The following is a 24,108-nucleotide window of genomic DNA, read 5'->3' as shown; positions in this document are numbered from 1 at the left end:
TGGGTTACAACGGGGGGGCGGGCCGGGGCCCCCCCCCCCGGCCGCGCCCGCGATCACCACTCAATCGCCGTAGCAGCGACCGACGTCAGGACTTGGGGATCTCCTGGTCCGGAACGACCTTGCCGCCGACGACCTTGAAGGCCCAGACCTTCACCTGCGCCGGGTCGAGCTCACCGCCCTCGACGAACTTGTAGCTCGCCGCGACGCCCTCGCCGCTGTAGCCCTTTACGAACTCCAGCAGGCCCTCACGGGTGGTCTTGCCCGCCTTGATGCCGGCGAGCAGGATGTTCGCCGCGTCGTAGGCGGTGTCGCTGTAGGTGCCCGGGTCGGCGCCGTTGAGCGCCTTGTACTCCTGGACGAAGGTGCCGCGCGCCTCGGCGGCCGGCTGGCAGGGGCAGGTGAGGATGGTGCCCTCGGCCGCCGCCGCGCCCGCGGAGGTGATGTACGCGGCGTCGTTCACGCCGTCGCCGGCGACCAGCGGGGCGGTGATCCCGGCAGCGGTGAGCTGCTTGCGGATCAGGCCGGCCTCCTGGTAGTAGCCGCCGTAGAAGATCGCCTTGACGTTGGCGGCCTTGACCTTGGTGACCACGGCGGAGAACTCGACCTGCTTGCCCTCGCCCTGGACCTTGTCGGAGCCGACGACCGCGGGGCCGAGCAGCTTCTTGACCTCGTCGGCCAGGCCGGCGCCGTACGCGGACTGGTCGTCGATGACGTAGACCTTGTCGGCCTTCAGCACGTTCTTGATGTAGTTGCCGGCCGCCGGGCCCTGGCTGAAGTCGTTGCCGACCGCGCGGAAGAACGTCTTCCAGCCCTGCTCCGCCAGGCTCGGGCGGGTCGCGGAGGGGGTGATGGTGACCAGACCGGCCTCGTTGAAGAGCGGGCCGGCGGCCTCCGACTCACCCGAGTAGGCCGGGCCGACGATGCCGAGGATCTTGGTGTCGTCGATGGCCTTCTGGGCCAGCTGCGGCGCCTGGTCCGGGCTGCCCTGCGAGTCCAGGGGAACCAGCTCGACCTTGCAGTCGGCGTTCTCCTTGTTGTACTTGTCGACCGCCAGCTTGACGCCGTTGTTCTCGTTGATGCCGAGCGCCGCCGAGCTGCCGGTCAGCGCGCCGAAGAACGCGATCTTGTTGCCACAGGCGTCGCCACCGGACGCCGTGTCGTCGCTACCGCTGGAGCATGCGGTGCCGCCGGCGACGAGCGCCAGCATGGCGACCCCACCGATAACGCGCGCGAGCTTCTGCCTCAAGGCCCGAACCCTCCTCCGTCCAATGGTCCGAACCACCCGCTGCCGATTGGCCCTTGCGGGGGCGGACGAACCAGACCGTCGTCGCCGGTCTGGGGCCGGACGCTATCCCACCTTTGAGCTGTGACGAAAGCCCCAGGGGAGCGGGTTGACCGAACCGTTACACGGCGTGGCGGATTCGAAACGATCGCTGTAAGAACCGTCGGCCGCGAAAGCCCCTCACCTTCGTTTCATCGGTAATGGGTCGCACCTCGTCCACCCCCTACCGATCGATGATCGGCAACCCGACTGACCAGGCACGGGACGCCTCCCCGTCGTCGGACACCAACACCAGTCGATCACCCTGCGAGGCGAGCGCCACGGCCGCGTTCCCACCGTCGGGCACCGGGGCCGGCATAGCCATCAGTCGCCACGAATCTCCCGCATCGGCGGAAAGCCACAGTCCGTGACCACCGCCGTCCCCCGTCACCGCGACCAGCTCCCGCCCGGCCGGCACCAGGGCGTCGACCGAGGACACCCCCGGACCGGCCGCGCCGAACCCGCCGGCCCGCCGCCATTCGTCGCCCGCCAGCCGCCAGGCGGCGAAGCCGTCGCGCACCGGGCCGAGGGCCACCACCGCACCGTCGACCGACGCCACCCGCTGCGCCTGGCCGCGCCCGTCCGGCACCGGCAGCCCCACCCGCCGCCAGGCCCGACCGTCGGTCGAACTCCAGGCCAGGGGCGCCAGCGCCGTCGCGCCGGGCGGCAGCACCGCGCCCACCACCCACCAACCCGACGGCACCGCCACCGCGTCGTACGCGACCGTCCGACCCCGCCCGTCGCCGGCGAGCTCCGCCACGCCCTCCCGGATCGTGAACCGCTCGCCGTCCGGCGACGTCCAGACCGCCGCCCCGTCGACCCGCGCCCCCGCGATCAGCCAACCGGCCGGACCCGCCGCGAGCCGCGCCACGCTCACCGCGCGCGGGCCGGCGTACAGCTCGAAGGGCGCCGGTGCCTCCCGCAGCCGCCCGTCCGGCGACTGCGACCAGGTGCCCGTGCGCGGGTTGCCGTGCGCGCCGCCGTTCTTCGCCCCGAGCGCCGCCAGCCGGCCGTCGCGGCACGCGGCCGCGTAGAGCACGTGCTGGCGGCCGTAGTGGCTCGACGGCGACACCGGCAGCGCCGTCCACGACACGCCGTCGGCGCTGCGCCAGGCCGCCGGTCGGGTCTCCCCCGCCGCGTCGGCCAGCCCGCCGACCACGTACCACGTGCCGGCGCAGGCCACGGCGTCGCGCAGCAGCGGCCGACCGGGGGCGCCGGGCGGCGCCGGCAGGGTCAGCGGCTGCCACCGCGGGCGCAGCGGCTCGTCGACGGGCTCCGCGGGGGCCCGGCCGCAGCCGGCCGGCAGCACCGCGAGGAGACCGAGCACCGCCACCAGCCGCCGGGTCCGCATGGATCAGATGTTATCGATCAACGGGTCCCGCGAGGAGTCCCCGGAGCCGTCTCCGGCGTGTCGCGTCGTCCCGGTGGCGCCTCAGGAGGCGGGCTGGGCGACCTCGCCGCCGGCGGTCTCGGCGAGGATCCGCTCGGCGACCTCCTTCATGGTCATCCGGTGGTCCATCGCCGTGCGCTGGATCCACTTGAACGCCTGCGGCTCGGTCATCCCGTACGTCGTCATCAGCGCGCCCTTGGCGCGCTCGACCGTCTTGCGGATCTCCAGCCGGTCGGTCAGCCCCGCGACCTCCGCCTCCAGGGCGGCGATCTCCGAGTAGCGCGACAGCGCGATCTCCACCGCCGGCACCAGGTCGCTCTTCTGGAAGGGCTTCACGAGGTACGCCATCGCGCCGGCCGCCCGCGCCCGCTCCACCAGGTCACGCTGGCTGAACGCGGTCAGGATGATCACCGGGGCGATCCGGGCGCCCGCGATCCGCTCGGCGGCGGCCAGCCCGTCCATGATCGGCATCTTGATGTCGAGGATCACCAGATCCGGCTTGAGCTCCTCGGCGAGCCGGACGGCGGTCTCCCCGTCACCGGCCTCACCGACGACCTCGTACCCCTCCTCGACGAGCATCTCGGCGAGGTCCAGCCGGATGAGCGCCTCGTCCTCGGCGATCAGAACGCGCCTGCGCTCGACGTCCGTCTGCGTCTCGGCCACGAGCCACTCCCACAATCGTTCCCGGCACGGCTACCACCCATGCTCCCGTATGAGCCTAGTCGGGTACAGTGGGCCGGACCCCGCGCAGGGGGTTAAGCCGGGATGGAGGAATCGGCAGACTCGGATGCCTCAAAAGCATCTGCCCGAGAGGGCGTGCGGGTTCAAGTCCCGCTCCCGGCACTTTTGTCATACACCTGTTCGACACTTTCAGGGTGCACCCACCTGAGATGCGTGCCCGAGCGCTCAGGGCCCACCTCGCTGGCGCCACCGTCGCCGAGGCTGCCCGGACCGTCGGTCTCTCCTACCGCACGGTGTGGGAGTGGTGCCGCCGACGGCCGGAGCCGCTCATTCCAGGCACAGCCGCTCGCTGTTTCCGTTGCCGTTCCGAGGTCGACTATCCGACAGACCCTGTGGCCTACAGCTACCTGCTGGGCCTCTACCTCGGAGACGGGCACCTGGTCACCACCGCGCGGGTGCCGGTGTTGAGGATCTCCTGCGGCAACGCCTGGCCCGGCCTGATCGACGCCTGCGACCTCGCCATGCGTGCGGTGCTGGCGACGAAGGTCCAGCGGGTTCGACAGCAGGGCTGCGTCAGCGTGCAGAGCTACGGCAGGCACTGGCCGTGCCTGCTGCCGCAACACGGGCCGGGCAAGAAGCACGACCGGCCCATCAGACTCGCCGAGTGGCAGCGCGCCATCGTCGGCGCGCACGCCGGCGACTTCCTGCGCGGCCTGTTCCACTCCGACGGCGCGCGGTTCGCCAACCGGGTGACGGTGCGCGGCAAGGAGTACGTCTACCCGCGCTACCTGTTCGTCAACGAGTCGGCCGACATCATGGGGCTCTGCCAGTGGGCGTTGGACCTGCTCGGCATCGCCTGGCGGATGAACCGCCGCAACTCCCTGTCAGTGGCCCGCCGGGAGGCCGTCGCCGCCCTCGACCGCCACGTCGGCCCGAAGTCCTGACCCGTCAGACTCGTGACCCCCGCCCCGCCACCACCATGGACCACCGCCCGCGCCGCGCCGCCGACCCGCGCCATGCCACCGCCCCGCGCCACGCCATCGCCACCGCCACCTGCCGCGCCACCGCCACCTGATGTGCCCCGCCCGGACGAGTGCCGCCGTGCCGGCCGGTCGGGTCACGAGTGGAACCTCACGGGTGTCACACGACCTCTTTGGCAACCATGGTGTTCCACCCGTGCGGCACGTCGTCGCCGCACGGCGGCTCGCGGCAGCGGAGGGGTTGACGAGCCACCCGTGCGGCACGTCGTCGCCGCACCGCGCCGCCCGGTCGGCTCCCACGGGTGGAACGCCACGGGTGGCACAGGGCTCGTTGGCACCCGTGGCGTTCCACTCCCGTGCGCCATGACGGCGGGCGACTCGCGGCAGCGGGGCTGGTCGGCGACTTCGGTGCAGGTCAGCCGAGTTCGGCGAGGGCCCGGGCCAGGTCGGCGCGCAGGTCCTCCGCGTCCTCCAGGCCCACCGAGATGCGGAGCAGGCCCCCGCACGGCTTGGCCTCCCCCTCGACAGGCCGGTGGGTCAGCGAGGCCGGGTGCTGGATGAGGGTGTCGACGCCGCCCAGGGACACCGCGTGGGTGATCAGCCGGCAGGCGTTCGCGACGGCGGCCGCGGCGGGCGCGCCGCCGCGTACCTCGAAGGCGAGGAGGCTGCCGGGGCCGCTCATCTGCCGTCCGACGAGCCCGGCGGGGTCGTGCAGCGACGGGTGGTGCACACGCGCGACGGCGGGGTGGGCGGCGAGCCAGGCGGCGAGCTTCTCGGCGCCGGCCTGCTGGGCGCGCACCCGCACCGGCAGGGTCTGCAGGCCGCGGTGCAGCAGGTACGCGCCGAGGGGGTGCAGGATCGCGCCGGTGAGCGCGCGGACCTGGCGCAGCCGGGCGGCCCAGTCGGCGTCGCAGGCGACCACGCCGGCGAGGACGTCGCCGTGCCCGCCGATGCTCTTGGTGGCGCTGTGCAGCACGAGCGTGGCGCCGTGCCGGGTGGGTTGCTGGAGCACGGGGGTGGCGACGGTGTTGTCGACGAGCAGCGGTACGTCGCCGGCGGCGCGGGCGAGGGCGGCGATGTCGACCAGGTCGAGGGTGGGGTTGGCCGGGGTCTCGGCGATCACCAGGGCGGTGTCGGGGCGGACGGCGGCGGCGACCTCGTCCGCGCGGGCCCAGGTGACGGTGGTGCCGAGCAGGCCGGTGGCGAGCACGTGGTCGGTGCCGCCGTAGAGGGGGCGCACGGCGACGAGGTGCCGCTTCCCGTCCCGGGTGGCGGCGAGCAGGGTGGCGGTGAGGGCGGCCATGCCGCTGGCGAAGGCGACGGAGTCGGTGGTGCCCTCGAGGTCGGCGAGGGCGGTCTCGAAGCGGGCCACGGTGGGGTTCCACAGGCGCTGGTAGACGGCGCTGCCCCCGGCGGGGAGGGTGCCTCCGGTGGCGAGGGCCTCGTACGCGTCGCCGCCGGCGTCGACCGACGGCAGCGGGTTGGTGGTGGAGAAGTCGATCGGCGGCACGTGGACGCCGAGGGCGGCGAGGTCGTCGCGGCCGGCGTGCACGGCTCTGGTGTCCACGGTCGTCATGCCGGAAGGATCGAACATAGCGCCAACCGACGGCAATAGTTCCGAACATGATTCGGTAATTGCCCTTGGAAGCATGGGCTGGTTCGATGGATGATGCCTGCATGCCCCTTGCGACGAATGATGTGCGGCGGTTCGCCGACCTGGACGACACCGACCGGGCGATCCTGTCGGAGCTGGCCGCCGACGGCCGGATGCCGAACAACGCCCTCGCCGAACGGGTCGGGGTCGCCCCCTCGACGTGCCTGACCCGTACCCGAGCCCTGCGCGAGCGCGGGGCGATCCGCGGGTTCCACGCCGAGGTGGATCCGGCGGCGGTGGGGCTGCCGTTGCAGGCGCTGGTGTCGGTGCGGTTGACCGCGCACGAGCGGGCGGCGGTGGACGCGTTCCGGGCCCGGTCGGTGCGGCTGCCCGGGGTGGTGGCGGTGTTCCACGTGGCGGGCGCGGAGGACTACGTGCTGCACGTGCGGGCGGCCTCGGCGGACGCGCTGCGGGACTTCGTACTGGACCACCTGGCCGTGGACCCGGCGGTGCTGCACACCCAGACGAGTCTGATCTTCGAGCAGGCGCGCGGCATGGGGTGAGACCCCCGACGGACGGCGTGGGTCGGGCGCGGCGGGCACCGTGAGCCTGGTCGCCCCGGGGAACAAAGCCGAGGTGGGCGGGGTTGGCCAAGCGTGTGACCAACGTACCGCTGTCTGTTCTCGATCTTGCCCCTGTCGCGGCCGGCGCCACCGCCGGCGCGGCGCTGCGGCACACCACCGAGCTGGCCCGGCGCACGGAGGAACTCGGGTACCGCCGGTTCTGGGTGGCCGAGCACCACAACATGCCGGCGATCGCGAGTTCCGCGCCGGCGGTGCTGCTCGCGCACCTGGCGGCGCACACGTCGACGATCCGACTGGGCTCGGGCGGGGTGATGCTGCCCAACCACGCGCCGCTGGTGGTGGCCGAGCAGTTCGGCACGCTGGAGGCGTTGCACCCGGGCCGCATCGACCTGGGCATCGGCCGCGCCCCCGGCACCGACCAGGTGACCGCGCTGGCGTTGCGCCGGACGATGGAGGGGCTGTCGGCGGAGGGCTTCCCCCGGGAGCTGGCGGACCTGATGAACTACTTCAGCGGCGAGCGGCCGGGGCCGATCACGGCCACCCCCGGCCTCGGCGAGCAGCCGGCCGTCTGGCTGCTCGGCTCCAGCGGGTTCAGCGCCCAGCTGGCCGGGCTGCTGGGCCTGCCGTTCTCCTTCGCGCACCACTTCAGCGCGCAGAACACGGTGCCCGCGCTGGCGCTGTACCGGCAGAACTTCCGGCCGTCGAAGTGGCTGGAGCAGCCGTACGCGATGGTGGCCGTCAACGCGGTCTGCGCGGACACCGACGAGCGGGCGGAGTGGCTGGCGGGGCCGGCGGCGCTGTCGTTCCTGCGGCTGCGCTCGGGGCGGCCCGAGCCCCTGTCGACGCCGGACGAGGCGGCGGCGTACCCGTACACGGAAGCCGAGCGCGAGTTCGTGCGCCAGCGCCGGGACGGGCAGGCGACGGGCTCCCCGGAGACCGTACGGCGGCAGCTCGGCGAGCTGCTGGCGCGCACGGGCGCGGACGAGCTGATGCTGACCACGCTGGTGTACGACGTGGCCGACCGGGTGCGCTCGTACGAGCTGATCGCCGAGCACGTGGCCGGTGGCCTGCGCCGCGAGGGCTGAAACACGATCTTCACGTCGGCGTCACCGGGGCGACGCGTGGCCCGCCTAGTTTTGACCTCGGTGGTGGTACGGCATTCCCGGTCGGGACGGGTCGGGGATGCCGCGGTGTGGGGCACCGGGCCGGAGCTGTGCGGATTCCGCGGCTGCGGCCCGGTGCCTTTTCCGTCCCGCGACCGGCCGACCGCGCGCCCCGGGGCGCCGCCGCCGGCCAGTCGTCGGTTCACCGCAGGTAGACGTTGGGCGTGGGCGGGGCGGCCATGCCGTCGCCGAGGAAGAAGCCCGGGTGCGGGGGCTGGTTGTAGGCGGTGTTCTGCCAGGCGACCGCCACCCGGTACTGCGGGTCGTGCATGAGCGTGTGGATCCGGGTGCCGGTGGGCGTGGGCGTGCTGTAGATCCGCAGGGCGCGGCTGTCGCTGGTGCGCCAGACGACCTCCTCCCGCCAGTCGCCGAACAGGTCGGCGGAGAGCGCCGGGGTGGACTTGGTGCCGTTGTTCGCCGCCACGCCGCTGGCGGTCAGCAGGCGGGTGTCGCCACCGGTGCCGTACTTGTCGATGCGGGTGCCGTCGAGCAACTCCCGCACGGGGTCGCCGTCCCACCACGCGAGGAAGTTCGCCGACGACGGCCGGCGCCCGACGACGGCCCCGGTGGCGCTGTAGAGGTCGCCCATGTGGGTGCCGGCGCCCCAGAACTCGGCGCCGGGGCTGCCGGCGTGGATGTCGGCGGCGACTCCCCGGCCGGGGCCCTCGGCTCCCCCGTTGTTCGGCCGCTGCCAGACGACCTGACCGGTGCGGGCGTCGTGCAGGTCCGCCGCCGGCTGGTTGCCGGACTCGTGGATCGTGAAGACCTCCAGGCCGGCCCGGCCGGGGACGAGGTCGCCGACGTGCAGGGCGTCGCCGTGGCCGAAGCCGGTGGCGTACATCAGGCGGCCGTCGTCGTTGATGGTGGCCGACCCGTACACGATCTCCTGTCGCCCGTCGGCGTCGACGTCGGCGACGGAGAGGTTGTGGTTGCCCTGGCCGAAGGCGGCGCCGTTGCCCGAGGCGTTGGAGTCGAAGGTCCACCGCTTGCGCAGGGTGCCGTCGCGGAAGTCCCAGGCCGCCACGACCGCCCGGGTGTAGTAGCCGCGGGCCATCACGAGCGAGGGGCGCTGCCCGTCGAGGTAGGCGGTGGCGGCGAGGAAGCGGTCGACCCGGTTGCCGTAGCTGTCGCCCCAGGAGGAGACCGTGCCCCGGGGCGGGTCGTAGGCGACGGTGGAGAGGACGGCGCCGGTGCGGCCGTCGAACATGGTCAGGTACTCGGGGCCGGCGAGGACGTACCCGCTGGAGTTGCGGTGGTCGGCGGTGGCGGAGCCGATCACCTGGCCGGTGCCGGAACGGGTGCCGTCGGCGGTCTTCATGGCCACCTCGGCGCGGCCGTCGCCGTCGTAGTCGTACACCTGGAACTGGGTGTAGTGGGCCCCGGCCCGGATGTTGCGGCCCAGGTCGACGCGCCACAGCCGGGTGCCGGTGAGGGTGTACGCGTCGACGTACACGTTGCCGGTGTAGCCGGACTGGGAGTTGTCCTTGGCGTTGGACGGCTCCCACTTGACCACGAACTCGTAGTCGCCGTCGCCGTCGAGGTCGCCGACGGAGGCGTCGTTGGCGGTGTACGTGTAGCTCTCGCCGCTCGGCGTGCTCGCGCCCGGCGGCACCTGCAACGGCACGTCGAGGTGACCGGCGGGGAACTGGAGCGCGGCCGCGGAGGCGGCCTGTTCGGCACCGCCGACCACGGCGCGCACCGTGTAGGTCGCGTCGGCCGCCGCGCCGCTGTCGAGGTAGTTGGTGGCCCCGGTGATCGGGCTGCCGTTGACCCTGGTCGCGCCGCGGTAGAGGTTGAAGGCCACTCCGGCGGTCTCGGTGCCGAGCAGCCGCCAGGAGACCAGGTTCCCGGTGCCGGAGCGGACGCTGACCAGCCCCCGGTCGAGGTCCTCCATCTGCACCGCCCCGGCCGGGGGCGGAGTGGTCGGCGGCGGGGTGGTCGGCGGCGGGGTGGTCGGGCCGCCGGTGGGCGCGACGCCGGTGCAGGCGGTGCCGTTGAGGGCGAAGCCGGTCGGCGGCGGGTTGCTCCCCTCCCACGAGCCGTTGAAGCCGAAGGTGGTGCTGGCACCGGTGGCGATCACCGCGTTGTGGTCGACGTTGCGGGCGGTCACCTGGGCGCCGGACTGGTCGACGACGGCGTTCCACGCCTGGGTGACCCGCTGACCGGCGGGGTACGACCAGGTGAGGGTCCAGCCGTTCACCGGGTCGCCCAGGTTGGTGACGGTGACGTCGGCGCCGAAGCCGCCGGGCCACTGGTTGGTGATCCGGTGCTCGACGCGGCAGCCGACGGCGGCAGCCGAGGCGGTGAGGGTCGGGAGCGTACCGGCGACGAGTGCGGCCGCGGCGGCTGCGGCGAGCAGCGCGACGCGGCGGTGGGTGACGGGCATGGGGGTGTCCTCCGGAGAGGTCGGGCGCGCGGGAACCGTCGCCGTCGGCCTGCCCGGGCCGGCGGGAGGACACGCCGCGCTGGCGGCGGTGGTCCGACGCCGCCGATCCGGCGTCGGTGTCGACGCCGCCGCTCCGGTGTCGACACCCCGGCGCCGTCGCTGCGGCGTGGGTGTCCCGGCCAGGCGGCGTCGAGGGATGGCTCCGCGCACCTGCGATGCTAGGGCAAGCGTTTTCTACGGACAATCCGTTCCTCCCGCGTCCTGGCCTCCCTCCCCCGGCGTCCTCCGAGTCGAGGACGCCCGGCGCTTCCCTTGCCCCGGGCCCGGATTCTTGATCGACTCAGGGCGTGGCTGAGCACATGACCCCGGACGAGTTCCGCCGCGCCGGGCACGCCGTGGTGGACTGGATCGCCGACTACTGGGCGACGCTGGAGCGGCGCCCGGTGACCTCGCAGGACCCGCCCGGGACGGTGGCCGCCCGGCTGCCGGCCGGCCCGCCGGAGCACGGGGAGCCGGTGGAGGCGGTCCTGGCCGACCTGGACACCCTGATCACGCCGGGTCTGACGCACTGGCAGCACCCCGGCTTCTTCGGCTACTTCCCGGCCAACACCTCCGGGCCCAGCGTGCTGGGCGACCTGGTCAGCGCCGGGCTGGGCGTGCAGGGGATGCTCTGGGCGACCGGGCCGGCGTGCACCGAGCTGGAGACGGTGCTGCTGGACTGGCTCGCCGACCTGCTGGACCTGCCGAAGCGGTTCCGCTCCGGCGCCGGGGGCGGCGGGGTGATCCAGGACTCGGCGTCCTCGGCGACGCTGGTGGCGACCCTGGTCGCGCTGCACCGCGCCGGCGGCGGCCGGTGGCGCGAGGTCGGCGTCGACCGCCGCTACCGCGCCTACGCCTCGACCCAGGGCCACTCGTCCATCGAGAAGGCCGCGCGGATCGCCGGGCTGGGCGCCGACGGCGTACGGCCGGTCGAGGTCGACCCGGAGACGCAGGCGATGTCCCCGGCGGCGCTGCGCGCGGCCATCGAGGCGGACGTGGCGGCCGGCGTCGTCCCGGCGATCGTGGTGGCCACCGTCGGCACCACCTCCACGACCGCGATCGACCCGCTGCCGGAGATCGGCGCGATCTGCGCCGAGTACGGCGTCTTCCTGCACGTCGACGCCGCGTACGCGGGGGCGGCGGCGGTCTGCCCGGAGCTGCGGTTCGGGCACGTCGGCCTGGAGTACGCCGACTCGTACTGCTTCGACCCGCACAAGTGGCTGCTCACCGGCTTCGACTGCGACGCGTTCTGGGTGGCCGACACGGCGGAGCTGATCGAGGCGCTGAGCGTGCTGCCGGAGTACCTGCGCAACGCCGCCACCGAGTCCGGCGCGGTGATCGACTACCGGGACTGGCAGGTGCCGCTGGGCCGCCGGTTCCGGGCGTTGAAGCTCTGGTTCGTGCTGCGCTGGTACGGCGCCGAGGGGCTGCGCGCGCACATCCGCTCCGGCGTGGCGCTCGCCGCCCGGTTCGCCGACCGGGTCCGCGCCGACGACCGGTTCGCGCTGGTGGGGGCGCACCCGTACTCGCTGGTGTGCTTCCGGCTGGCGGCGGACGACGAGGTCAACGCGGAGCTGCTCGCCCGGGTCAACGCCACCGGCCGGGTGCACCTGACGCACACCCGGGTCAACGGCCGCTACACGCTGCGCCTGGCCGTCGGCTCCCCGCAGACCACCGAGGTCCACGTCGACGAGGCGTGGGCCCTCCTCGCCGACGCCGCGACCGCCCTCCTCCCCCACTGACGCCCCGACCCACCGGCGGTCCCGCCGAGACGCGGGTGCCCCGGCAGGACGCCGCCACCCGCCGCAGGACGCGCCGCCCAAGACGCGGTCGCCGCGCACGGTGCAGGCGCCCGGGGATCTTGGTCGGAAACGGCCCCTCCGGGGGCACTTTCCGACCAAGATCTCCGCCGTGGGCGGGTCAGCGGTGGTCGGGGGCGCCGGCCGTCGCCGGCTGGGGCGTGATCACGGGTTCCGGGGAGCGCGGCAGCGGCCCGGCCGCGCCGGAGACCGCGGGCAGGTCGGCCGCCGGCACGGGGGCGTCGGTCGGGGTGCCGGGCGCGAGGGCGGCTGCGGCGACGGCCCGCTGACGGCGGGTGCGCAGCAGCGCCCGGACGGCCAGTGCGAGGGCGGCGGCCCAGGCGACGGCCAGCAGGACGTAGACGGCGGGCCGGGCCGGGCCGCCGAGGTCGGCCGAGCGCATCAGCGTACGGGCGTTGGTCAGCACGATCACGCCGCCGATGGCCGCGCCGAGCAGCTGGGCGGGGACGATGCGCACCAGCCAGGCCGCGATCGGCGCGGCGATCAGGCCGCCGACGAGCAGCGCGGCCACCATGGGCAGCAGGAAGCCCTCGGAGCCGAGGCCGATCAGGAAGCCGAGGCTGGCGGCGCCGGCGACCACGAACTCGGACGTGTCCACCGAGCCGATCACCTTGCGCGGCTCCATCCGCCCGCTGACCAGCAGGGCCGGCGTGGCCACCGGGCCCCATCCGCCGCCGCCGGTGGCGTCGACAAAGCCGGCGACCAGGCCGAGGGGGCCGAGGAAGCGGCTCCGCAGCCGGCCGCCGCGCCGATCGGTCCGCAGCGGGCGGGAGAAGCGCACCAGCAGGTACGCGCCGAGGGTGAACAGGATGCCGGCCATCCACGGGGCAGCCGACTCGGTGGAGATCGAGCTGAGGAAGGTCGCCCCGGCGAACGCGCCCACGGCGCCGGGGAGGGCGATCCGGCCGACCACCCGCCAGTCGACGTTGCCGAACCGCCAGTGCGACACCCCGGCGGCGAGCGTGGTGCCGATCTCGGCCAGGTGCACCGACGCCGACGCGGCGGCCGGCGCCACCCCGACGAGCAGCAGCAACGTGGAGGAGGTCAGCCCGTACGCCATGCCGAGCGCGCCGTCGACGAGTTGCGCGGCGAGCCCGACCAGCGCGAGGACCAGCAGCTTGCGCACGAGCGCCCCCTGACTTTTCGGCATCTCCTATCGACTTGGTCGACAATGCGGCACGGGGCGTGCCCCGGTCAAGCCTCCAACCGGTCAGTGAGACGACAGACGCCGCCCGGCCGCCGCCAGCCGGACCGGGCGGCGACGAGCGCGTGCCGGAGCGGGAAACGAGGGCCCCAGGGCCGGGGCCGGGGTCAGGTCCAGGCGCGGGGGTCGGCGGCCAGCTCGACGACCCGGCCCGGCAGGGTGCCGCCGGCCACGTCGGCGACGGTGACCAGTTCCAGGATCTCGCGCTCGCTGGCCCGCAGGGCGATCCAGACCTCCTGGAGGGCCCGGGCCGCCCCGTGGTAGCCGAGCTCCTCGGGCCGCTGCCCACGTACGTGCGCGAGCGGGCCGTCGATCACCCGGATCACCTCGGCCAGTGAGATCTCCCCGGCCGGCCGGGCCAGCCAGTAGCCGCCCTCCGGGCCGCGCTGGGCCTGCACGATGCCGCCCCGGCGCAGTTGCAGCAGGATGCTCTCCAGGAACTTCGGCGGGATCTCCTGGGCGCGGGCGATCTGGTCGGCGGTCACGGGCCGGCTTCGCCCGGGTCCGGCGTCGCCGGTCACCGAGGCGAGCTCGGCGACCGCGCGGAGGGCGTAGTCGACCCGGGCGGAGAGGCGCATGCGGCAAGGTTAGTCGCCTGGCCGCCCCGCCCGGACGATCACCCCTCAGCCGATCGGCCGGTGGCGATGTGCCGCCGGTACCCCGAGACGAGTTGCCGACACCGGCGACGAGCCCGGTGGACCGGACCGGGCCCGACGGTCAGTCGCCGACGCGGCGCAGCAGCCCTTCCTGCACGACGCTGGCGATGTGCCGTCCGTCGGTGGTGAACATGCGGCCGGTGGCGAGCCCTCGGGCGCCGGAGGCCGACGGGCTCCAGCAGTCGTAGAGGAACCAGTCGTCGGCGCGGAACGGCCGGTGGAACCAGAGCGCGTGGTCGAGGCTGGCACCGACCACGCCGCCCGGGCCCCAGACCTCGCCGTGGACCGAGAGCACCGAGTCCAGCAGCGTCAGGTCGGAGGCGTAGGCCAGCGCGCAGGCGTGCAGCAGCGGGTCGTCGGGCAGTCTGCCGTCGATGCGCATCCAGACCCGCTGGTGGGGGTCGGGGGGCCGGTCGCCGGGGCGTACCCAGCCGGGTTCGCCGACGTAGCGGACGTCGATCGGGCGCGGGATCTGCGCCCAGATGCCGAGCCGCTCCGGATAGCGGGCGAGCCGGTCGGTCATCGTCGGGACCTCGTCCGGGCCCGGCACGTCGGGCGGGGTGGGGGCCTGGTGGTCCAGGCCCTCCTCCGTCCGCTGGAACGACGCCGACATGAAGAAGATCGGCTTGTCGTGCTGGAGCGCCACCGAGCGGCGCACCGAGAAGGAGCGGCCGTCGCGGACGTTCTCCACCTCGTACACGATCGGCTCGGCCGGATCGCCCGGGCGGACGAAGTAGCCGTGCAGGGAGTGCACGAAGCGGGCCGGGTCGACGGTGCGTCCGGCGGCGACCAGCGCCTGGCCGGCGACCTGGCCGCCGTACACCCGCTGGGGACCGACCGGGGGGCTCATCCCCCGGAAGGTCATCCCGCCGGTGTGCTCCAGGTCGAGCACCTCCAGGAGCTGGTCGACCGCGGCCTGCCCGACCGCGACGTCCGCGTCGCTCACTGCAAGGCCCGCGCCGACGCCGCGTCCACCAGCGACCCGAGCTGGTGTACGCGCAGCGTGTTGGTCGAGCCGGGGGTGCCGGGCGGGCTGCCGGCGACGATCACCACGTAGTCGCCGGGGTTGGCCCGGTCGAGGCCGAGCAGCGCCTGGTCGACCTGGCGGAACATGTCGTCGGTGTGCTCGACGAACGGCATCAGGAACGTCTCCACGCCCCAGGAGAGGGCGAGCTGGTTGCGCACCTCGGGCACCGGGGTGAAGGCGAGCAGCGGCAGGTCGCAGTGCAGCCGGGACAGCCGCCGCACGGTGTCGCCGGTCTGCGAGAAGGCGACCAGGGCCTTGGCGCCGATGGCCCGGGCGATCGAGGAGGCGGCGACGGTGAGCGCGCCACCGTGCGTACGGGGGTCGTGCTGCAGGCGCGGCACGCCGATCGAGCCGGACTCGGTGGTGGTGACGATCTTCGCCATGGTGCTGACGGTGAGCACCGGGTACTTGCCGACGCTGGTCTCGCCGGAGAGCATCACCGCGTCCGCGCCGTCGAGCACGGCGTTGGCCACGTCGGAGGCCTCGGCGCGGGTCGGCCGGGAGTTCTCGATCATGGAGTCGAGCATCTGGGTGGCCACGATGACCGGCTTGGCGTTCTCCCGGCAGAGCTGCACGGCACGCTTCTGCACCAGCGGCACCTGGTCCAGCGGCAGCTCGACGCCGAGGTCGCCGCGGGCGACCATGACGCCGTCGAAGGCCAGCACGATCTGCTCCAGGCAGTCGACCGCCTCGGGCTTCTCCACCTTGGCCAGTACGGGGCGGTGCACGCCCTCCTCGGCCATGATGCCGTGCACCAGCTTGATGTCGTCCGCCGAGCGGACGAAGGAGAGCGCGATCAGGTCGACGCCCAGGCCGAGGGCGAAACGGAGGTCCTCGGCGTCCTTCTCGGACATCGCCGGCACGCTGACCGCCACGTTCGGCAGCGAGACGCCCTTGTTGTTGGAGACCGGGCCGCCCTCGGTGACCAGGCAGCGGATGTCGTTGCCGGTGACGTCGGTGACCTCGACGGCGACCCGGCCGTCGTCGATCAGCAGCCGGTCGCCGGGCTTCACCTCCTGCGGCAGCTTGCGGTAGGTGCAGGAGACCCGCTCCTTGGTGCCGAGCACGTCGTCACCGGTGATGACGACCGAGTCGCCGGTGCGCCACTCGTGCGGGCCGTCGGCGAAGCGGCCGAGCCGGATCTTCGGGCCCTGAAGGTCGGCGAGCACGGCCACCGGCCGGCCGGCGGCTTCCGCGGCCTCGCGGACCAGCCGGTACACCGCCTCGTGATCCTCGTGGCTACCGTGGCTGAAGTTGAGTCTCGCCACGTTCATGCCGGCCTCGACGAGGCCCCGGATGCGCTCCGGCGACGAGGTGGCAGGACCAAGAGTGCAGACGATCTTCGCGCGGCGTGTCACGCCCATCAGGCTAGTCTCTCCTCCGGGTCGGGCCGAGGGCCGACCCTCTTGCGGACTGCGGAACATTGTCCAACGACGCGCGTCACGCGCGCAGCCGGCGGGCGGAACCCACGCCGGAACGTTGAGGCGGCGGGCATCGGCGACCGCGCGCCGGAATCGTACGCCCCAGGCGCGAACGGACAACCGGGTGCTCCCCGCCGCTCCGCCCGGCGCGCGGGCCGACTCCGCCGGGCGCGCAGGCCGACGCTGAGGCGGGGTGGCGCGGCGCCGCCCGGTCCGCTGCGGATGCGGCCGGCGTCGTTCCCGGGCCGGACGGCGGCCGCCTCGGCACGGGGCGTCGTCGCCCTGGCCGGCGGGGCGGCTCAGCTCTGCGTCTTGACCAGCGGGAAGTCCAGCGAGCCCTCCGGGCAGAGGAAGGTCAGCACGTCGACCCGGTACAGCCCCGCCTGGACGGCCGGGTCGGCCTCCATCACGCTGCGCACGTCGTCCACCGAGCCGGTGCGGGCCAGGCCGAAGCCGATCGGCGGGTCGGGCTCGCGGGCCGGGCCGTCCACCGAGCCGGCGACCAGGATGATCCCCCGCCGTTGCAGGGCCTGCATGTGCGCCAGGTGCTCGGCCTGCAACCGCTGCACCGTCTCCGCCGGCAGCGCCCGCCCGGCCGCGCCGGGATACAGCACGATGCACTCGTACGTGTCGAGCGCGAAGTCGACCTGCGGCACTCCCGTCATGGCGTTCCCTCCCGCGTCGCGCCGCACGCGGCGACCCGTGGTCGACGCCGAGCCGGCACGGCCCAGCGTCGCACGGGCGGGCGGCCGGCACGGGCGCTCCGGTCAACTTCGTCCGCGTCCCGGCCCGGTTGCGGCCCGGGCGCGCCGTTTTCCCCGGCGGTGCCGTGGAGGCGCCCGGGTCGCGAGGGCCGGACGGTGTCCCACCCCCGCCCTACGCTGCCGGCGTGGGCACGAGCTACCAGACGATCCTGGCCGTGGGCGGCCTGGCGGAGATCCGCAGGGTGCTGACCGACGTCGGCACCGAGGCGTACGTGACGGAGGTCGGCGAGCGCCGGTGGGCGGTCGTCCCGCGCGAGGAGGAAGAGGGCGGCTACGCCGAGGTCGACGACCTGGCGCAGCTGATCACCCTGCTCACGCGCGAGCCGGCCGTCACCTTCGACGTCTTCGACTCCAGCGTCATGTCGGCCACGGTGCACGCGGGCGGCCAGGAGGCGCACCGCTACGTCTCCGACCGGGGCTGGGTGACGGAGTACTGGGACGACGACGACAACGAGGTGCTCGCCGGCTTCGACGGCACGATCTACCCGGTCGACGCCCCGCCGCCGCCCGGCCCGAGCGGCGACGACCCGGGCGTCTTCGCCCCGCTGGGCGTCGGCGCGGTCGACACCGTGGGCCTCGGCGCGGCGCTGCGCGGGGAGGTCCCGCTCGACGGCGAGCCCCGCCTGTTCGCCGAGTGCCAGCACCGGGCCATCCTCGAAGCCCTGCGGCTCGACCCGTGCCCGCTGACCCGGCCCTTCCGGGACACCCACCTCGACCACGTGCCGGCCCCGGTGCACGTGCGGCCCGAGGGCGGGTGATCCCGGTCTCGATCCGCTCCGGCGGTGGTGCGGGCGACGATCGGCGGGAAAGCCCCACCGATGGTGGCTAGATTGGCCGCTGGAGACGAAGAGAGACAGGATGGGGAATCCACGCATGGCGAACGACGCTGGTAAGCAGCCCGCGAAGGCCTCCGGGACGTACCGGATCGGGGGCGACCTCCAGGTCGACCGGCTCGGCTACGGGGCCATGCAGCTCACCGGCCCCGGCGTGTGGGGCGACCCGAGGGACCCGGCCGAGGCCGTGCGGGTGCTGCGCCGGGCGTACGAGCTGGGCGTGACGTTCATCGACACGGCCGACTCCTACGGCCCCTTCGTCAGCGAGATGCTGATCCGCGAGGCCCTGCACCCGTACGCCGACGACCTGGTCATCGCGACCAAGGCCGGCCTGACCCGCTCCGGTCCCGGCGACTGGCGGCCGGTGGGGCGCCCGGAGTACCTGCGCCAGCAGTGCGAGCTGAGCCTGCGGCACCTCGGCCTGGAGGCCATCGGGCTCTACCAGCTGCACCGGATCGACCCGCAGGTGCCGCTCGCCGACCAGCTCGGGGAGCTGGCGCTGCTCAAGCAGGAGGGCAAGATCCGGCACATCGGCCTGTCCGAGGTGACCGTCGAGCAGGTCGAGGCGGCCCGCAGCATCACCCCGATCGTCTCGGTGCAGAACCTCTACAACCTGGCGGACCGCAGCGCGGAGTCCGTCCTGGAGCACTGCGAGCGCAACGACCTCGCGTTCATCCCCTGGTTCCCGATCGCCACCGGCAACCTGGCCCGGCCGGGCGGCCCGCTGGACGCGATCAGCACCGGGCACGGCGCGACGCCCGCCCAGCTCGCCCTCGCCTGGCTGCTGCGCCGGTCGCCGGTGATGCTGCCGATCCCGGGCACGTCGTCGGTGGCGCACCTGGAGGAGAACGTGGCCGCCGCCGAGGTGCGGCTGACCGACGACGAGTACGAGGCCCTCGCCAAGGCCGCCTGACGCGGCGCGGGGCGGGCGGCGCACGGCCGCCCGCCCCCACCCGCGCTACAGGGCGAGGCAGTTGGGGCGGATCGCCTCCCCGCGCAGCGCCTGCCGGATCACCGTGTACGTGGTGCCGTCGAGCACCAGGCCGAGGTGCCCGACGACTCGCAGGGGGCACGCCGACTGGATCAGCACGTTGGTCGCTCCGTCGGCCAGTGTGGCGTTGTCGACGGGGCGCACCAGCTCGTCCTGGAGGGTGCGCACCGCCGTCCAGCGGACCGCGCCGGGGGTGTCGTCGCCCGCATTGAGGCCGGCGAGGAACGACGAGCCGATCGACATCTGCTGGCAGGCGACGATGCCGGCGCAGCTGCCCAGGCCGAGGAACTTCACGATGTTGGCCACGTACGTGCCGTACTGCGGGGTGCCGAGGCTGACGTAACGGTCGATGCTGCTGGCCCCGCCCAGGCTCTTGATGAAGTACCGGGACACCAGGCCGCCCTCGGAGTGGGCGACGACGTCGACCTTGGCCGCGCCGGTCGATGCGCGAACCTGCCCGACGAAGCTGCTGAACGCGCGGGCCGAGGTGGGGATGTCGCCGAGCCCGAGGTTGGGCAGCTGGTAGACCCAGACCCGGTACCCGTCGACGCGCAGCCGGGAGGCCAGCGGCCCGTAGGCGGAGGCGATGCCGCTGAGGCCACCGACGACGATGACGGGGTTACCTGCCGCGGCGGCGGCGATCTCGGCGGCGGTGCTGGTGACGCTGTCCCCGGCTGCGGGGGCGGTGGCGTCGACGCTGACCGCCGGCCGGTCGGGGGCCGCGACGGCGGCGGCGGGGGCGGCGAGGACGGCGGCGACCGTGACGGCGAGGACGGGGACGATCTTTCGGAGCAGCAAAGCTGCACCTCCCATGGAGGAACCCGGTGAAACCGGGCGGGGCGGGGGTGGGGGTGGTTCCGATCGATCGTGGACATGATGATGCCCGTCACAATCCTGAAACGTCAATGAAAAGTTACGCGCGGGTAGCTTCTGCCCCGGACGGGATTCCGAGACCCTGCGCCCGCTGTCCGTCGACATACGACGAACGCCGCACGCGCCGGTTGCCTACTCCTCGCCCCGGCCCGTCGGCTGGGCGTCGGTGGTCGCACCGCCGGCCGGCGGCGCGGCCCGTGTCAACAGGCCACGGCGATGGCGGCGAACTCGCGCAGCGCCGCCTGGAGGTCCTCGACTGGCTGCTCGGCGAGGCCGGACCGTGCCGCCCAGCGGACACCCGCGCGACGCTGTGCATCGACGCCATCCGCACCGGGCTGACCGTGGTGGCCGGCACCGGCGGCGGGCTCGCGCTGCTGCTCGCAACGACTGGCTGCTGCTCACCGACGGCTGACCGGCATCTTCTCCCCGCCTCGGGGTCGCCCCGACGGGCCTACGGTCACCGCTGGAGGCCGCTAGGCTGGCCGGATGGCGGAGACCATTGAGGACAGCCCGGTCGAGTGGGTGGCCAGTCACGTGCGCCGCTACGTGGAGACCGACGGCGCCGACGGCGGGAAATACCACGGCTACGACGCCCTGCTGATCACCACCCGGGGGCGCCGGTCGGGGACCTTGCGGCGGACCGCGCTCATCTACGGCCGCGACGGCGACCGCTACCTGCTTGTGGCGTCCAACGGCGGGGCGGCGCGGCACCCCAACTGGTACCTCAACCTGTGTGCCGATCCGCAGGTGGAGGTGCAGGTCGGGGCCGAGAAGTTCCGGGGCACGGCGCGCACCGCCACTGCCGAGGAGCGGCCCCGGCTGTGGGAGGCGATGACCGGGGTCTTCCCGACCTACGCCCGCTACCAGAAGGAGACCGACCGGGAGATCCCGGTCGTCGTCGTCGAGCGCGCCTGACCGCTGCCCGCTGGGCGGGCGGTCGAGCGGCGAGCCGGTTTGTCAGGCGCGGTCGGTGAGCTGGGCGACGAAGGCCCGCCAGGCGGTCGGGGTGAAGACCAGCGCGGGACCGGCCGGATCCTTCGAATCCCGTACGCCGACGACGCCGGGCAGGTTGTCGGCCACCTCGACGCAGGTTCCGCCGTTCGTCGACGAGCGGGACGACTTGCGCCACTGCGCACCGGTCAGATTGTCCATGTCTTCGCCGCTTCCTTGAGCACGTCGAGTGATTGCCTCAGCGGGAGGGCTTCGCCTCGGACAGCGTCCCACGCCAGCCCCACGCGGGCAATCTCGTCAGGCTGCCCGGTGGTCTGCACCTCCAACTGGTGGTCAACACAGCCCGCACGCGAGCCGTCGGGCAGGTCGGCCAGGATGAACGCTCCGGCCAGCCCTGAGTAGATGCCAGCGGACAGCGGCACGACCTGCAACTGGATATGCGGCTGTTCAGCGCAGCTCAGCAGGTGTTCGAGCTGCTCGGCCATCACGTCGAGGCCGCCGCAGGCCCGGCGGACCACCATCTCGTCGAGCACCACGAAGAGCTGAGGGCTCGGATCGCGGGCGAGCACCTCCTGCCGCTCCATCCGCGCGGCGACCCGCTGGTCCAACTCGGCGACCGGCGTCCGCGCCGCCCGGAAGGTCGCTCGGGCGTACGCCTCGGTCTGGAGAAGTCCCGGCACGAACGCGTGCTCGTACCAGCGCAGGGCGGTCGCCTCGCGTTCGATCTGTATCCACTCGCGCAGCCAGACCGGCGCGGCGTCGCCCTTGACCAGCTCGTTCCAGAGCGTCGCGAAGTATCCGCCGGTGTCCAGCGCCTTGTCGACGGCGGCCAGGTAGGGCGCGGTCGGCGGCTTCGTCCCGGTCTCAATCGCGCTCACCTGGGAGTCCGAGCAGAAGACCAGCTCACCGAGCTGCGCCTGGGTCAACCCGGCGGCCGCCCGGCGGCGCCTCAGCTCACGAAGCAGGTACTCCGACGGCGAGATTCCCACGGCCTCCACGCCCTTCCACGACTCTCCGCACCGTTCCCCGTCAGCCCGGGACCGCTCACTACGTTCCGCGATCGGTCGATGACTGTTCCGAGCCTAGGGGGCGTTCGTCCAGGGTGGAAGGAGGACGGCGCGCGCCCGGTGGATTCGGTCCCCCCGACCCTGTGGGCGCGCACGTCACGGGGGTCGCTGCTGGCGAGCATCCGCAGCGACCCCCGTTCCAAACTCCCCGACGTAAGGAGGCGTCCGTGCCCGTGCCGAGGCCCGCGAACGTCGTGCCGGCGTCGCGCTGGGCGACGCGCCCCGCCGCCGCGACGGCCAGCGCCCGCGAGGACGGCACGCCCCGGGTCAGCCCCGGCGTGTACCTGCTGACGCGCGAGGCGTCGCCGCAGTTCGCCACGCCGATCACGGTACGGGTGATCCGCGAGCGAACCGACCTGGTCACCTACCACGGGTGGACGTGGATCGAGGCGTATCAGCTCGACGCGCGCGGCCAGGCGACCGACCGCCGCGAGTTGTACGTGCGACCCGACGGGATGCGGCCCACGCAGACGCCCTCGGCCGCGCGCCGCACTCCGGCCCGGCGAAACGCGAGGACCAGCCGGTGAGCGCGCCGCTCCGCGACCACGTACCGTCCCGCCCGACGTGGCGCTGCCGGGCCTGCGGCATCGCCTGGCCCTGTTCCCCGGCGAAGCTGCGTCTCCTCGCGAAGTACCGGGGCGACATGCCGGGGCTCCTGGTCCACCTCGTGGCACTGCGGGAGGAAGCCGCCGCCGACCAGTTCGCGCAGCATTACCCCGGCGCGCAGTCGACGGACCTGCACAGGCGCTTCACGGACTGGGTGCCGGTCCGCTCCCGCTAACCCGCCAGCCGCCGCGCCTGTCGCGGATCACGCATTCTCCACGCTCATAGGCCCGAGGAACACGTCAGGATATGGCTGTCTGTCGTTCTGTACAGAAATAGGCAGGTACCGCCTATCCGACTCCGTCGGGCCCACCCTGTCGGCCTGACTCGTTAGGCTCTCAAGCAGAACCTGGAGAGGGGGTGCCATCGGTGGCAACGGCGCATGACGTCGCAGCGGCGGTGCTGGATGACCTCGGGGCCATGACGGCGATGAAGCTGGAGAAGCTCGTCTACTACTGCCAGGGATGGCACCTGGCGCGGACGGGCCACCCGCTGTTCCAGGAGCCGATCGAGGCATGGCGTGAAGGCCCGGTGGTCCCGCACCTCTACCGCCATCATCGCGGGCAACGCACCGTCACCGAGTGGCCACTCGGCGACGCGTCCCGCCTGGCAACCGACCAGGTCGACACAGTCCGTTGGGTGTCCGAGGCGTACGGCCGATTCTCCGCCGCTGAGCTGTCCACGATGACTCACAACGAGCTTCCGTGGCGTGTCGCGCGCGGTGCGTTGCCCGAGTCCGCCCCCTCCACCGAGCAGGTCAACGTCGACCTGATGAGGGCGTACTACGCCCGGCAGGTGGCGAGCGTCGAGACGGCCGTGGTCCTCGCCTCCGCCAACGCCGCCCTCGAAGGAGCGGAGTTCGACGAGGACTGGCAGGACAGGCTCAGAGATGTCGCCTCCGGCGTCATCAGCGCCGACGATCTGATCGCCCAGGAAATCGCCCGGATCAGCAGTGAGCAGCGCTGACCCCTACTGCTGGCCAGACAGCGACTGTCTTCAGAACAAGCTGGGCATCACCGACCCGGACCAGCTCCGAGAGGTCGAGTTCCGGTTGGTGTCGGTCCGCGAGATCCAGGCAGCCCGGCTGATCATCCCGGGCAACTACGGCTTGGAGCACCTGCAGACCTTCCACCGGCATCTCTTCGCGGACCTCTACCCGTGGGCCGGCCAGAGCAGGACTGTCGACATCAGCAAGCCGGGTGCCCGTTTCTGCCGCTGGCGGTTCATCGACGACCAGGTGAGCGCGATCCTCAGCCGTCTCGTGGAGGACGGCTATCTCCTCGGGCTACGCCAGGAGGTCTTTGTCGACGCCTTGGCCCACTATTACGGCGAACTGAACGTCTGCCACCCGTTCCGCGAGGGTAACGGGCGCACCATCCGCGCGTTCCTGCGACAACTCGCCGCGGCAGCCGGATACCTGCTCGACTGGTCCGAGTTGGACTCGGAGACGAACGTCGAGGCGTGCCGCCTGCACCTCGCCACCGCCGACACCAGCCTGCTGGTCACGGCCCTCCGTCCAGTCGTACGCCGGCTGACCTGACTCATGTGGATATCTGGCCCATCACCAGAAAGAGCGGCAGCACCCTCCGCCGCTGACTCGATCCTGCCGGGCCACGGGTGGAACACCATGGTTGTCTCTCGCCCACGGTGACAACCGTGGTGTTCCACCGGCCACATCTCGCCGCTGCCGTGGTCGGCGGTGCTGACGGTGGCCGCGGGGCTCGTCGGGCGTCCGGACTGGAAGGTGGTCTCATGCCCGG

24 protein-coding genes, 1 tRNA gene and 1 pseudogene are annotated in these 24,108 nt (G+C 73.2%); 13 read left to right on the top strand and 13 right to left on the bottom strand.

Translation table 11 applies throughout. From position 1 onward, the window contains the following. Positions 1–85 precede the first annotated feature (85 nt). The 3 genes from ACLQ22_RS14380 to ACLQ22_RS14370 form a co-directional block, all read right to left on the bottom strand. On the bottom strand, positions 86–1,246 hold the full coding sequence (locus ACLQ22_RS14380) for a branched-chain amino acid ABC transporter substrate-binding protein (RefSeq protein ID WP_425692684.1): 1,161 nt from the start codon (positions 1,244–1,246) through the stop codon (positions 86–88). A gap of 259 nt (positions 1,247–1,505) precedes the next feature. Then, positions 1,506–2,672, bottom strand: a complete 1,167-nt coding sequence (locus tag ACLQ22_RS14375; RefSeq protein ID WP_425692683.1) for a hypothetical protein — start codon at positions 2,670–2,672, stop codon at positions 1,506–1,508. An 81-nt stretch (positions 2,673–2,753) separates the two neighbouring features. After that, positions 2,754–3,374 carry an ANTAR domain-containing response regulator gene (locus ACLQ22_RS14370; RefSeq protein WP_089003337.1) on the bottom strand — a complete coding sequence of 207 codons (621 nt, stop codon included), beginning with the start codon at positions 3,372–3,374 and terminating at the stop codon, positions 2,754–2,756. Between the two features lie 96 nt (positions 3,375–3,470). On the opposite strand from ACLQ22_RS14370, the gene ACLQ22_RS14365 reads away from it, so the two are divergent. From ACLQ22_RS14365 to ACLQ22_RS14355, 3 genes and pseudogenes are all read left to right on the top strand, one after another. Then, positions 3,471–3,554: transfer RNA gene (locus ACLQ22_RS14365), tRNA-Leu, on the top strand. 47 nt (positions 3,555–3,601) lie between these two features. Beyond that, positions 3,602–3,694 (top strand): annotated as a pseudogene (locus ACLQ22_RS14360) (helix-turn-helix domain-containing protein); the annotation flags it as partial. 90 nt (positions 3,695–3,784) lie between these two features. Next, positions 3,785–4,336: a hypothetical protein gene (locus ACLQ22_RS14355; protein ID WP_425692781.1), complete on the top strand. Its 552-nt coding sequence runs from the start codon at positions 3,785–3,787 to the stop codon at positions 4,334–4,336. A 451-nt stretch (positions 4,337–4,787) separates the two neighbouring features. Here ACLQ22_RS14355 and ACLQ22_RS14350 read toward each other — a convergent pair whose 3' ends face one another. After that, positions 4,788–5,966, bottom strand: a complete 1,179-nt coding sequence (locus tag ACLQ22_RS14350; RefSeq protein ID WP_121400623.1) for a trans-sulfuration enzyme family protein — start codon at positions 5,964–5,966, stop codon at positions 4,788–4,790. 83 nt (positions 5,967–6,049) lie between these two features. On the opposite strand from ACLQ22_RS14350, the gene ACLQ22_RS14345 reads away from it, so the two are divergent. Together ACLQ22_RS14345 and ACLQ22_RS14340 are read left to right on the top strand one after the other, a co-directional pair. Further along, positions 6,050–6,529 carry an Lrp/AsnC family transcriptional regulator gene (locus ACLQ22_RS14345; RefSeq protein WP_425692682.1) on the top strand — a complete coding sequence of 160 codons (480 nt, stop codon included), beginning with the start codon at positions 6,050–6,052 and terminating at the stop codon, positions 6,527–6,529. Positions 6,530–6,624: 95 nt separating this feature from the next. Continuing rightward, positions 6,625–7,635, top strand: coding sequence for an LLM class flavin-dependent oxidoreductase (locus ACLQ22_RS14340; protein WP_425692780.1), 1,011 nt, complete (start codon positions 6,625–6,627; stop codon positions 7,633–7,635). Between the two features lie 220 nt (positions 7,636–7,855). Here the strand turns inward: ACLQ22_RS14340 and ACLQ22_RS14335 are convergent, their stop codons facing one another. Then, a complete protein-coding gene (locus ACLQ22_RS14335; RefSeq protein ID WP_425692681.1) occupies positions 7,856–10,099 on the bottom strand; it encodes a cellulose binding domain-containing protein in 2,244 nt (747 codons plus the stop codon). Between the two features lie 347 nt (positions 10,100–10,446). Here ACLQ22_RS14335 and ACLQ22_RS14330 point away from each other — a divergent pair, with 347 nt between their 5' ends. Next, positions 10,447–11,880 (top strand): pyridoxal-dependent decarboxylase, encoded by a 1,434-nt coding sequence (locus tag ACLQ22_RS14330; protein ID WP_425692680.1) that lies wholly within the window; start codon positions 10,447–10,449, stop codon positions 11,878–11,880. 178 nt (positions 11,881–12,058) lie between these two features. Here the strand turns inward: ACLQ22_RS14330 and ACLQ22_RS14325 are convergent, their stop codons facing one another. The 5 genes from ACLQ22_RS14325 to ACLQ22_RS14305 all read right to left on the bottom strand — a co-directional run bounded on the left by ACLQ22_RS14325 (position 12,059) and on the right by ACLQ22_RS14305 (position 16,931). Beyond that, positions 12,059–13,084 carry a sulfite exporter TauE/SafE family protein gene (locus ACLQ22_RS14325; protein WP_425692779.1) on the bottom strand — a complete coding sequence of 342 codons (1,026 nt, stop codon included), beginning with the start codon at positions 13,082–13,084 and terminating at the stop codon, positions 12,059–12,061. 185 nt (positions 13,085–13,269) lie between these two features. After that, a complete protein-coding gene (locus ACLQ22_RS14320; protein ID WP_121400618.1) occupies positions 13,270–13,740 on the bottom strand; it encodes an RrF2 family transcriptional regulator in 471 nt (156 codons plus the stop codon). 139 nt (positions 13,741–13,879) lie between these two features. Beyond that, the gene (locus ACLQ22_RS14315) at positions 13,880–14,764 is read right to left on the bottom strand and encodes an acyl-CoA thioesterase (RefSeq protein ID WP_366642118.1); all 885 of its coding nucleotides are present in this window, start codon (positions 14,762–14,764) and stop codon (positions 13,880–13,882) included. Next, positions 14,761–16,209 carry a pyruvate kinase gene (pyk, locus tag ACLQ22_RS14310; RefSeq protein WP_366642117.1) on the bottom strand — a complete coding sequence of 483 codons (1,449 nt, stop codon included), beginning with the start codon at positions 16,207–16,209 and terminating at the stop codon, positions 14,761–14,763. Before pyk ends, ACLQ22_RS14315 begins: the two co-directional genes overlap by 4 nt. A 356-nt stretch (positions 16,210–16,565) precedes the next feature. Beyond that, positions 16,566–16,931 carry a YciI family protein gene (locus tag ACLQ22_RS14305; protein WP_121400615.1) on the bottom strand — a complete coding sequence of 122 codons (366 nt, stop codon included), beginning with the start codon at positions 16,929–16,931 and terminating at the stop codon, positions 16,566–16,568. A gap of 224 nt (positions 16,932–17,155) precedes the next feature. Here ACLQ22_RS14305 and ACLQ22_RS14300 point away from each other — a divergent pair, with 224 nt between their 5' ends. Both ACLQ22_RS14300 and ACLQ22_RS14295 read left to right on the top strand, forming a co-directional pair. Then, positions 17,156–17,788 carry a hypothetical protein gene (locus tag ACLQ22_RS14300; protein ID WP_425692679.1) on the top strand — a complete coding sequence of 211 codons (633 nt, stop codon included), beginning with the start codon at positions 17,156–17,158 and terminating at the stop codon, positions 17,786–17,788. 115 nt (positions 17,789–17,903) lie between these two features. Next, positions 17,904–18,776 carry an aldo/keto reductase gene (locus tag ACLQ22_RS14295; protein WP_425692678.1) on the top strand — a complete coding sequence of 291 codons (873 nt, stop codon included), beginning with the start codon at positions 17,904–17,906 and terminating at the stop codon, positions 18,774–18,776. 45 nt (positions 18,777–18,821) lie between these two features. Here ACLQ22_RS14295 and ACLQ22_RS14290 read toward each other — a convergent pair whose 3' ends face one another. After that, a complete protein-coding gene (locus ACLQ22_RS14290) occupies positions 18,822–19,652 on the bottom strand; it encodes an alpha/beta fold hydrolase (RefSeq protein ID WP_425692677.1) in 831 nt (276 codons plus the stop codon). 561 nt (positions 19,653–20,213) lie between these two features. On the opposite strand from ACLQ22_RS14290, the gene ACLQ22_RS14285 reads away from it, so the two are divergent. Further along, positions 20,214–20,642, top strand: coding sequence for a nitroreductase family deazaflavin-dependent oxidoreductase (locus tag ACLQ22_RS14285; protein WP_425692676.1), 429 nt, complete (start codon positions 20,214–20,216; stop codon positions 20,640–20,642). 42 nt (positions 20,643–20,684) lie between these two features. On the opposite strand, the gene ACLQ22_RS14280 is transcribed toward ACLQ22_RS14285, so the two are convergent. Together ACLQ22_RS14280 and ACLQ22_RS14275 are read right to left on the bottom strand one after the other, a co-directional pair. Further along, on the bottom strand, positions 20,685–20,879 hold the full coding sequence (locus ACLQ22_RS14280; RefSeq protein ID WP_425692675.1) for a DUF397 domain-containing protein: 195 nt from the start codon (positions 20,877–20,879) through the stop codon (positions 20,685–20,687). Then, a complete protein-coding gene (locus tag ACLQ22_RS14275) occupies positions 20,867–21,676 on the bottom strand; it encodes a helix-turn-helix domain-containing protein (protein ID WP_425692674.1) in 810 nt (269 codons plus the stop codon). Before ACLQ22_RS14275 ends, ACLQ22_RS14280 begins: the two co-directional genes overlap by 13 nt. 236 nt (positions 21,677–21,912) lie before the next feature. On the opposite strand from ACLQ22_RS14275, the gene ACLQ22_RS14270 reads away from it, so the two are divergent. From ACLQ22_RS14270 to ACLQ22_RS14255, 4 genes are all read left to right on the top strand, one after another. Continuing rightward, entirely contained in the window at positions 21,913–22,272 is a 360-nt protein-coding gene (locus ACLQ22_RS14270) for a hypothetical protein (protein ID WP_425692673.1), read from the top strand. After that, positions 22,269–22,526 carry a flavin reductase gene (locus ACLQ22_RS14265; protein WP_425692672.1) on the top strand — a complete coding sequence of 86 codons (258 nt, stop codon included), beginning with the start codon at positions 22,269–22,271 and terminating at the stop codon, positions 22,524–22,526. Before ACLQ22_RS14270 ends, ACLQ22_RS14265 begins: the two co-directional genes overlap by 4 nt. A 191-nt stretch (positions 22,527–22,717) precedes the next feature. Continuing rightward, entirely contained in the window at positions 22,718–23,314 is a 597-nt protein-coding gene (locus ACLQ22_RS14260; protein ID WP_425692671.1) for a Panacea domain-containing protein, read from the top strand. Next, positions 23,301–23,888: a Fic/DOC family protein gene (locus ACLQ22_RS14255; protein WP_425692670.1), complete on the top strand. Its 588-nt coding sequence runs from the start codon at positions 23,301–23,303 to the stop codon at positions 23,886–23,888. The genes ACLQ22_RS14260 and ACLQ22_RS14255 overlap by 14 nt, the downstream gene beginning before the upstream one ends. Positions 23,889–24,108 lie beyond the last annotated feature (220 nt).

The organism is Micromonospora sp. DT178 (assembly GCF_049841695.1).
Taxonomy (GTDB): domain Bacteria; phylum Actinomycetota; class Actinomycetes; order Mycobacteriales; family Micromonosporaceae; genus Micromonospora.
The sequence above is the reverse complement of the archived record's forward strand: the minus strand, read 5'-3'. Positions and strand labels throughout refer to the sequence as shown.

Excerpts from the sequence above, each read along its gene's own strand:
- ACLQ22_RS14375 (WP_425692683.1), bottom strand. The coding sequence starts at position 2,672 with ATGCGGACCCGGCGGCTGGTGGCGGTGCTCGGTCTCCTCGCGGTGCTG.
- ACLQ22_RS14350 (WP_121400623.1), bottom strand. The coding sequence starts at position 5,966 with ATGTTCGATCCTTCCGGCATGACGACCGTGGACACCAGAGCCGTGCAC.
- ACLQ22_RS14345 (WP_425692682.1), top strand. The coding sequence starts at position 6,050 with ATGCCCCTTGCGACGAATGATGTGCGGCGGTTCGCCGACCTGGACGAC.
- ACLQ22_RS14335 (WP_425692681.1), bottom strand. The coding sequence starts at position 10,099 with ATGCCCGTCACCCACCGCCGCGTCGCGCTGCTCGCCGCAGCCGCCGCG.
- ACLQ22_RS14320 (WP_121400618.1), bottom strand. The coding sequence starts at position 13,740 with ATGCGCCTCTCCGCCCGGGTCGACTACGCCCTCCGCGCGGTCGCCGAG.
- pyk (WP_366642117.1), bottom strand. The coding sequence starts at position 16,209 with ATGGGCGTGACACGCCGCGCGAAGATCGTCTGCACTCTTGGTCCTGCC.
- ACLQ22_RS14305 (WP_121400615.1), bottom strand. The coding sequence starts at position 16,931 with ATGACGGGAGTGCCGCAGGTCGACTTCGCGCTCGACACGTACGAGTGC.
- ACLQ22_RS14295 (WP_425692678.1), top strand. The coding sequence starts at position 17,904 with ATGGCGAACGACGCTGGTAAGCAGCCCGCGAAGGCCTCCGGGACGTAC.
- ACLQ22_RS14285 (WP_425692676.1), top strand. The coding sequence starts at position 20,214 with ATGGCGGAGACCATTGAGGACAGCCCGGTCGAGTGGGTGGCCAGTCAC.
- ACLQ22_RS14280 (WP_425692675.1), bottom strand. The coding sequence starts at position 20,879 with ATGGACAATCTGACCGGTGCGCAGTGGCGCAAGTCGTCCCGCTCGTCG.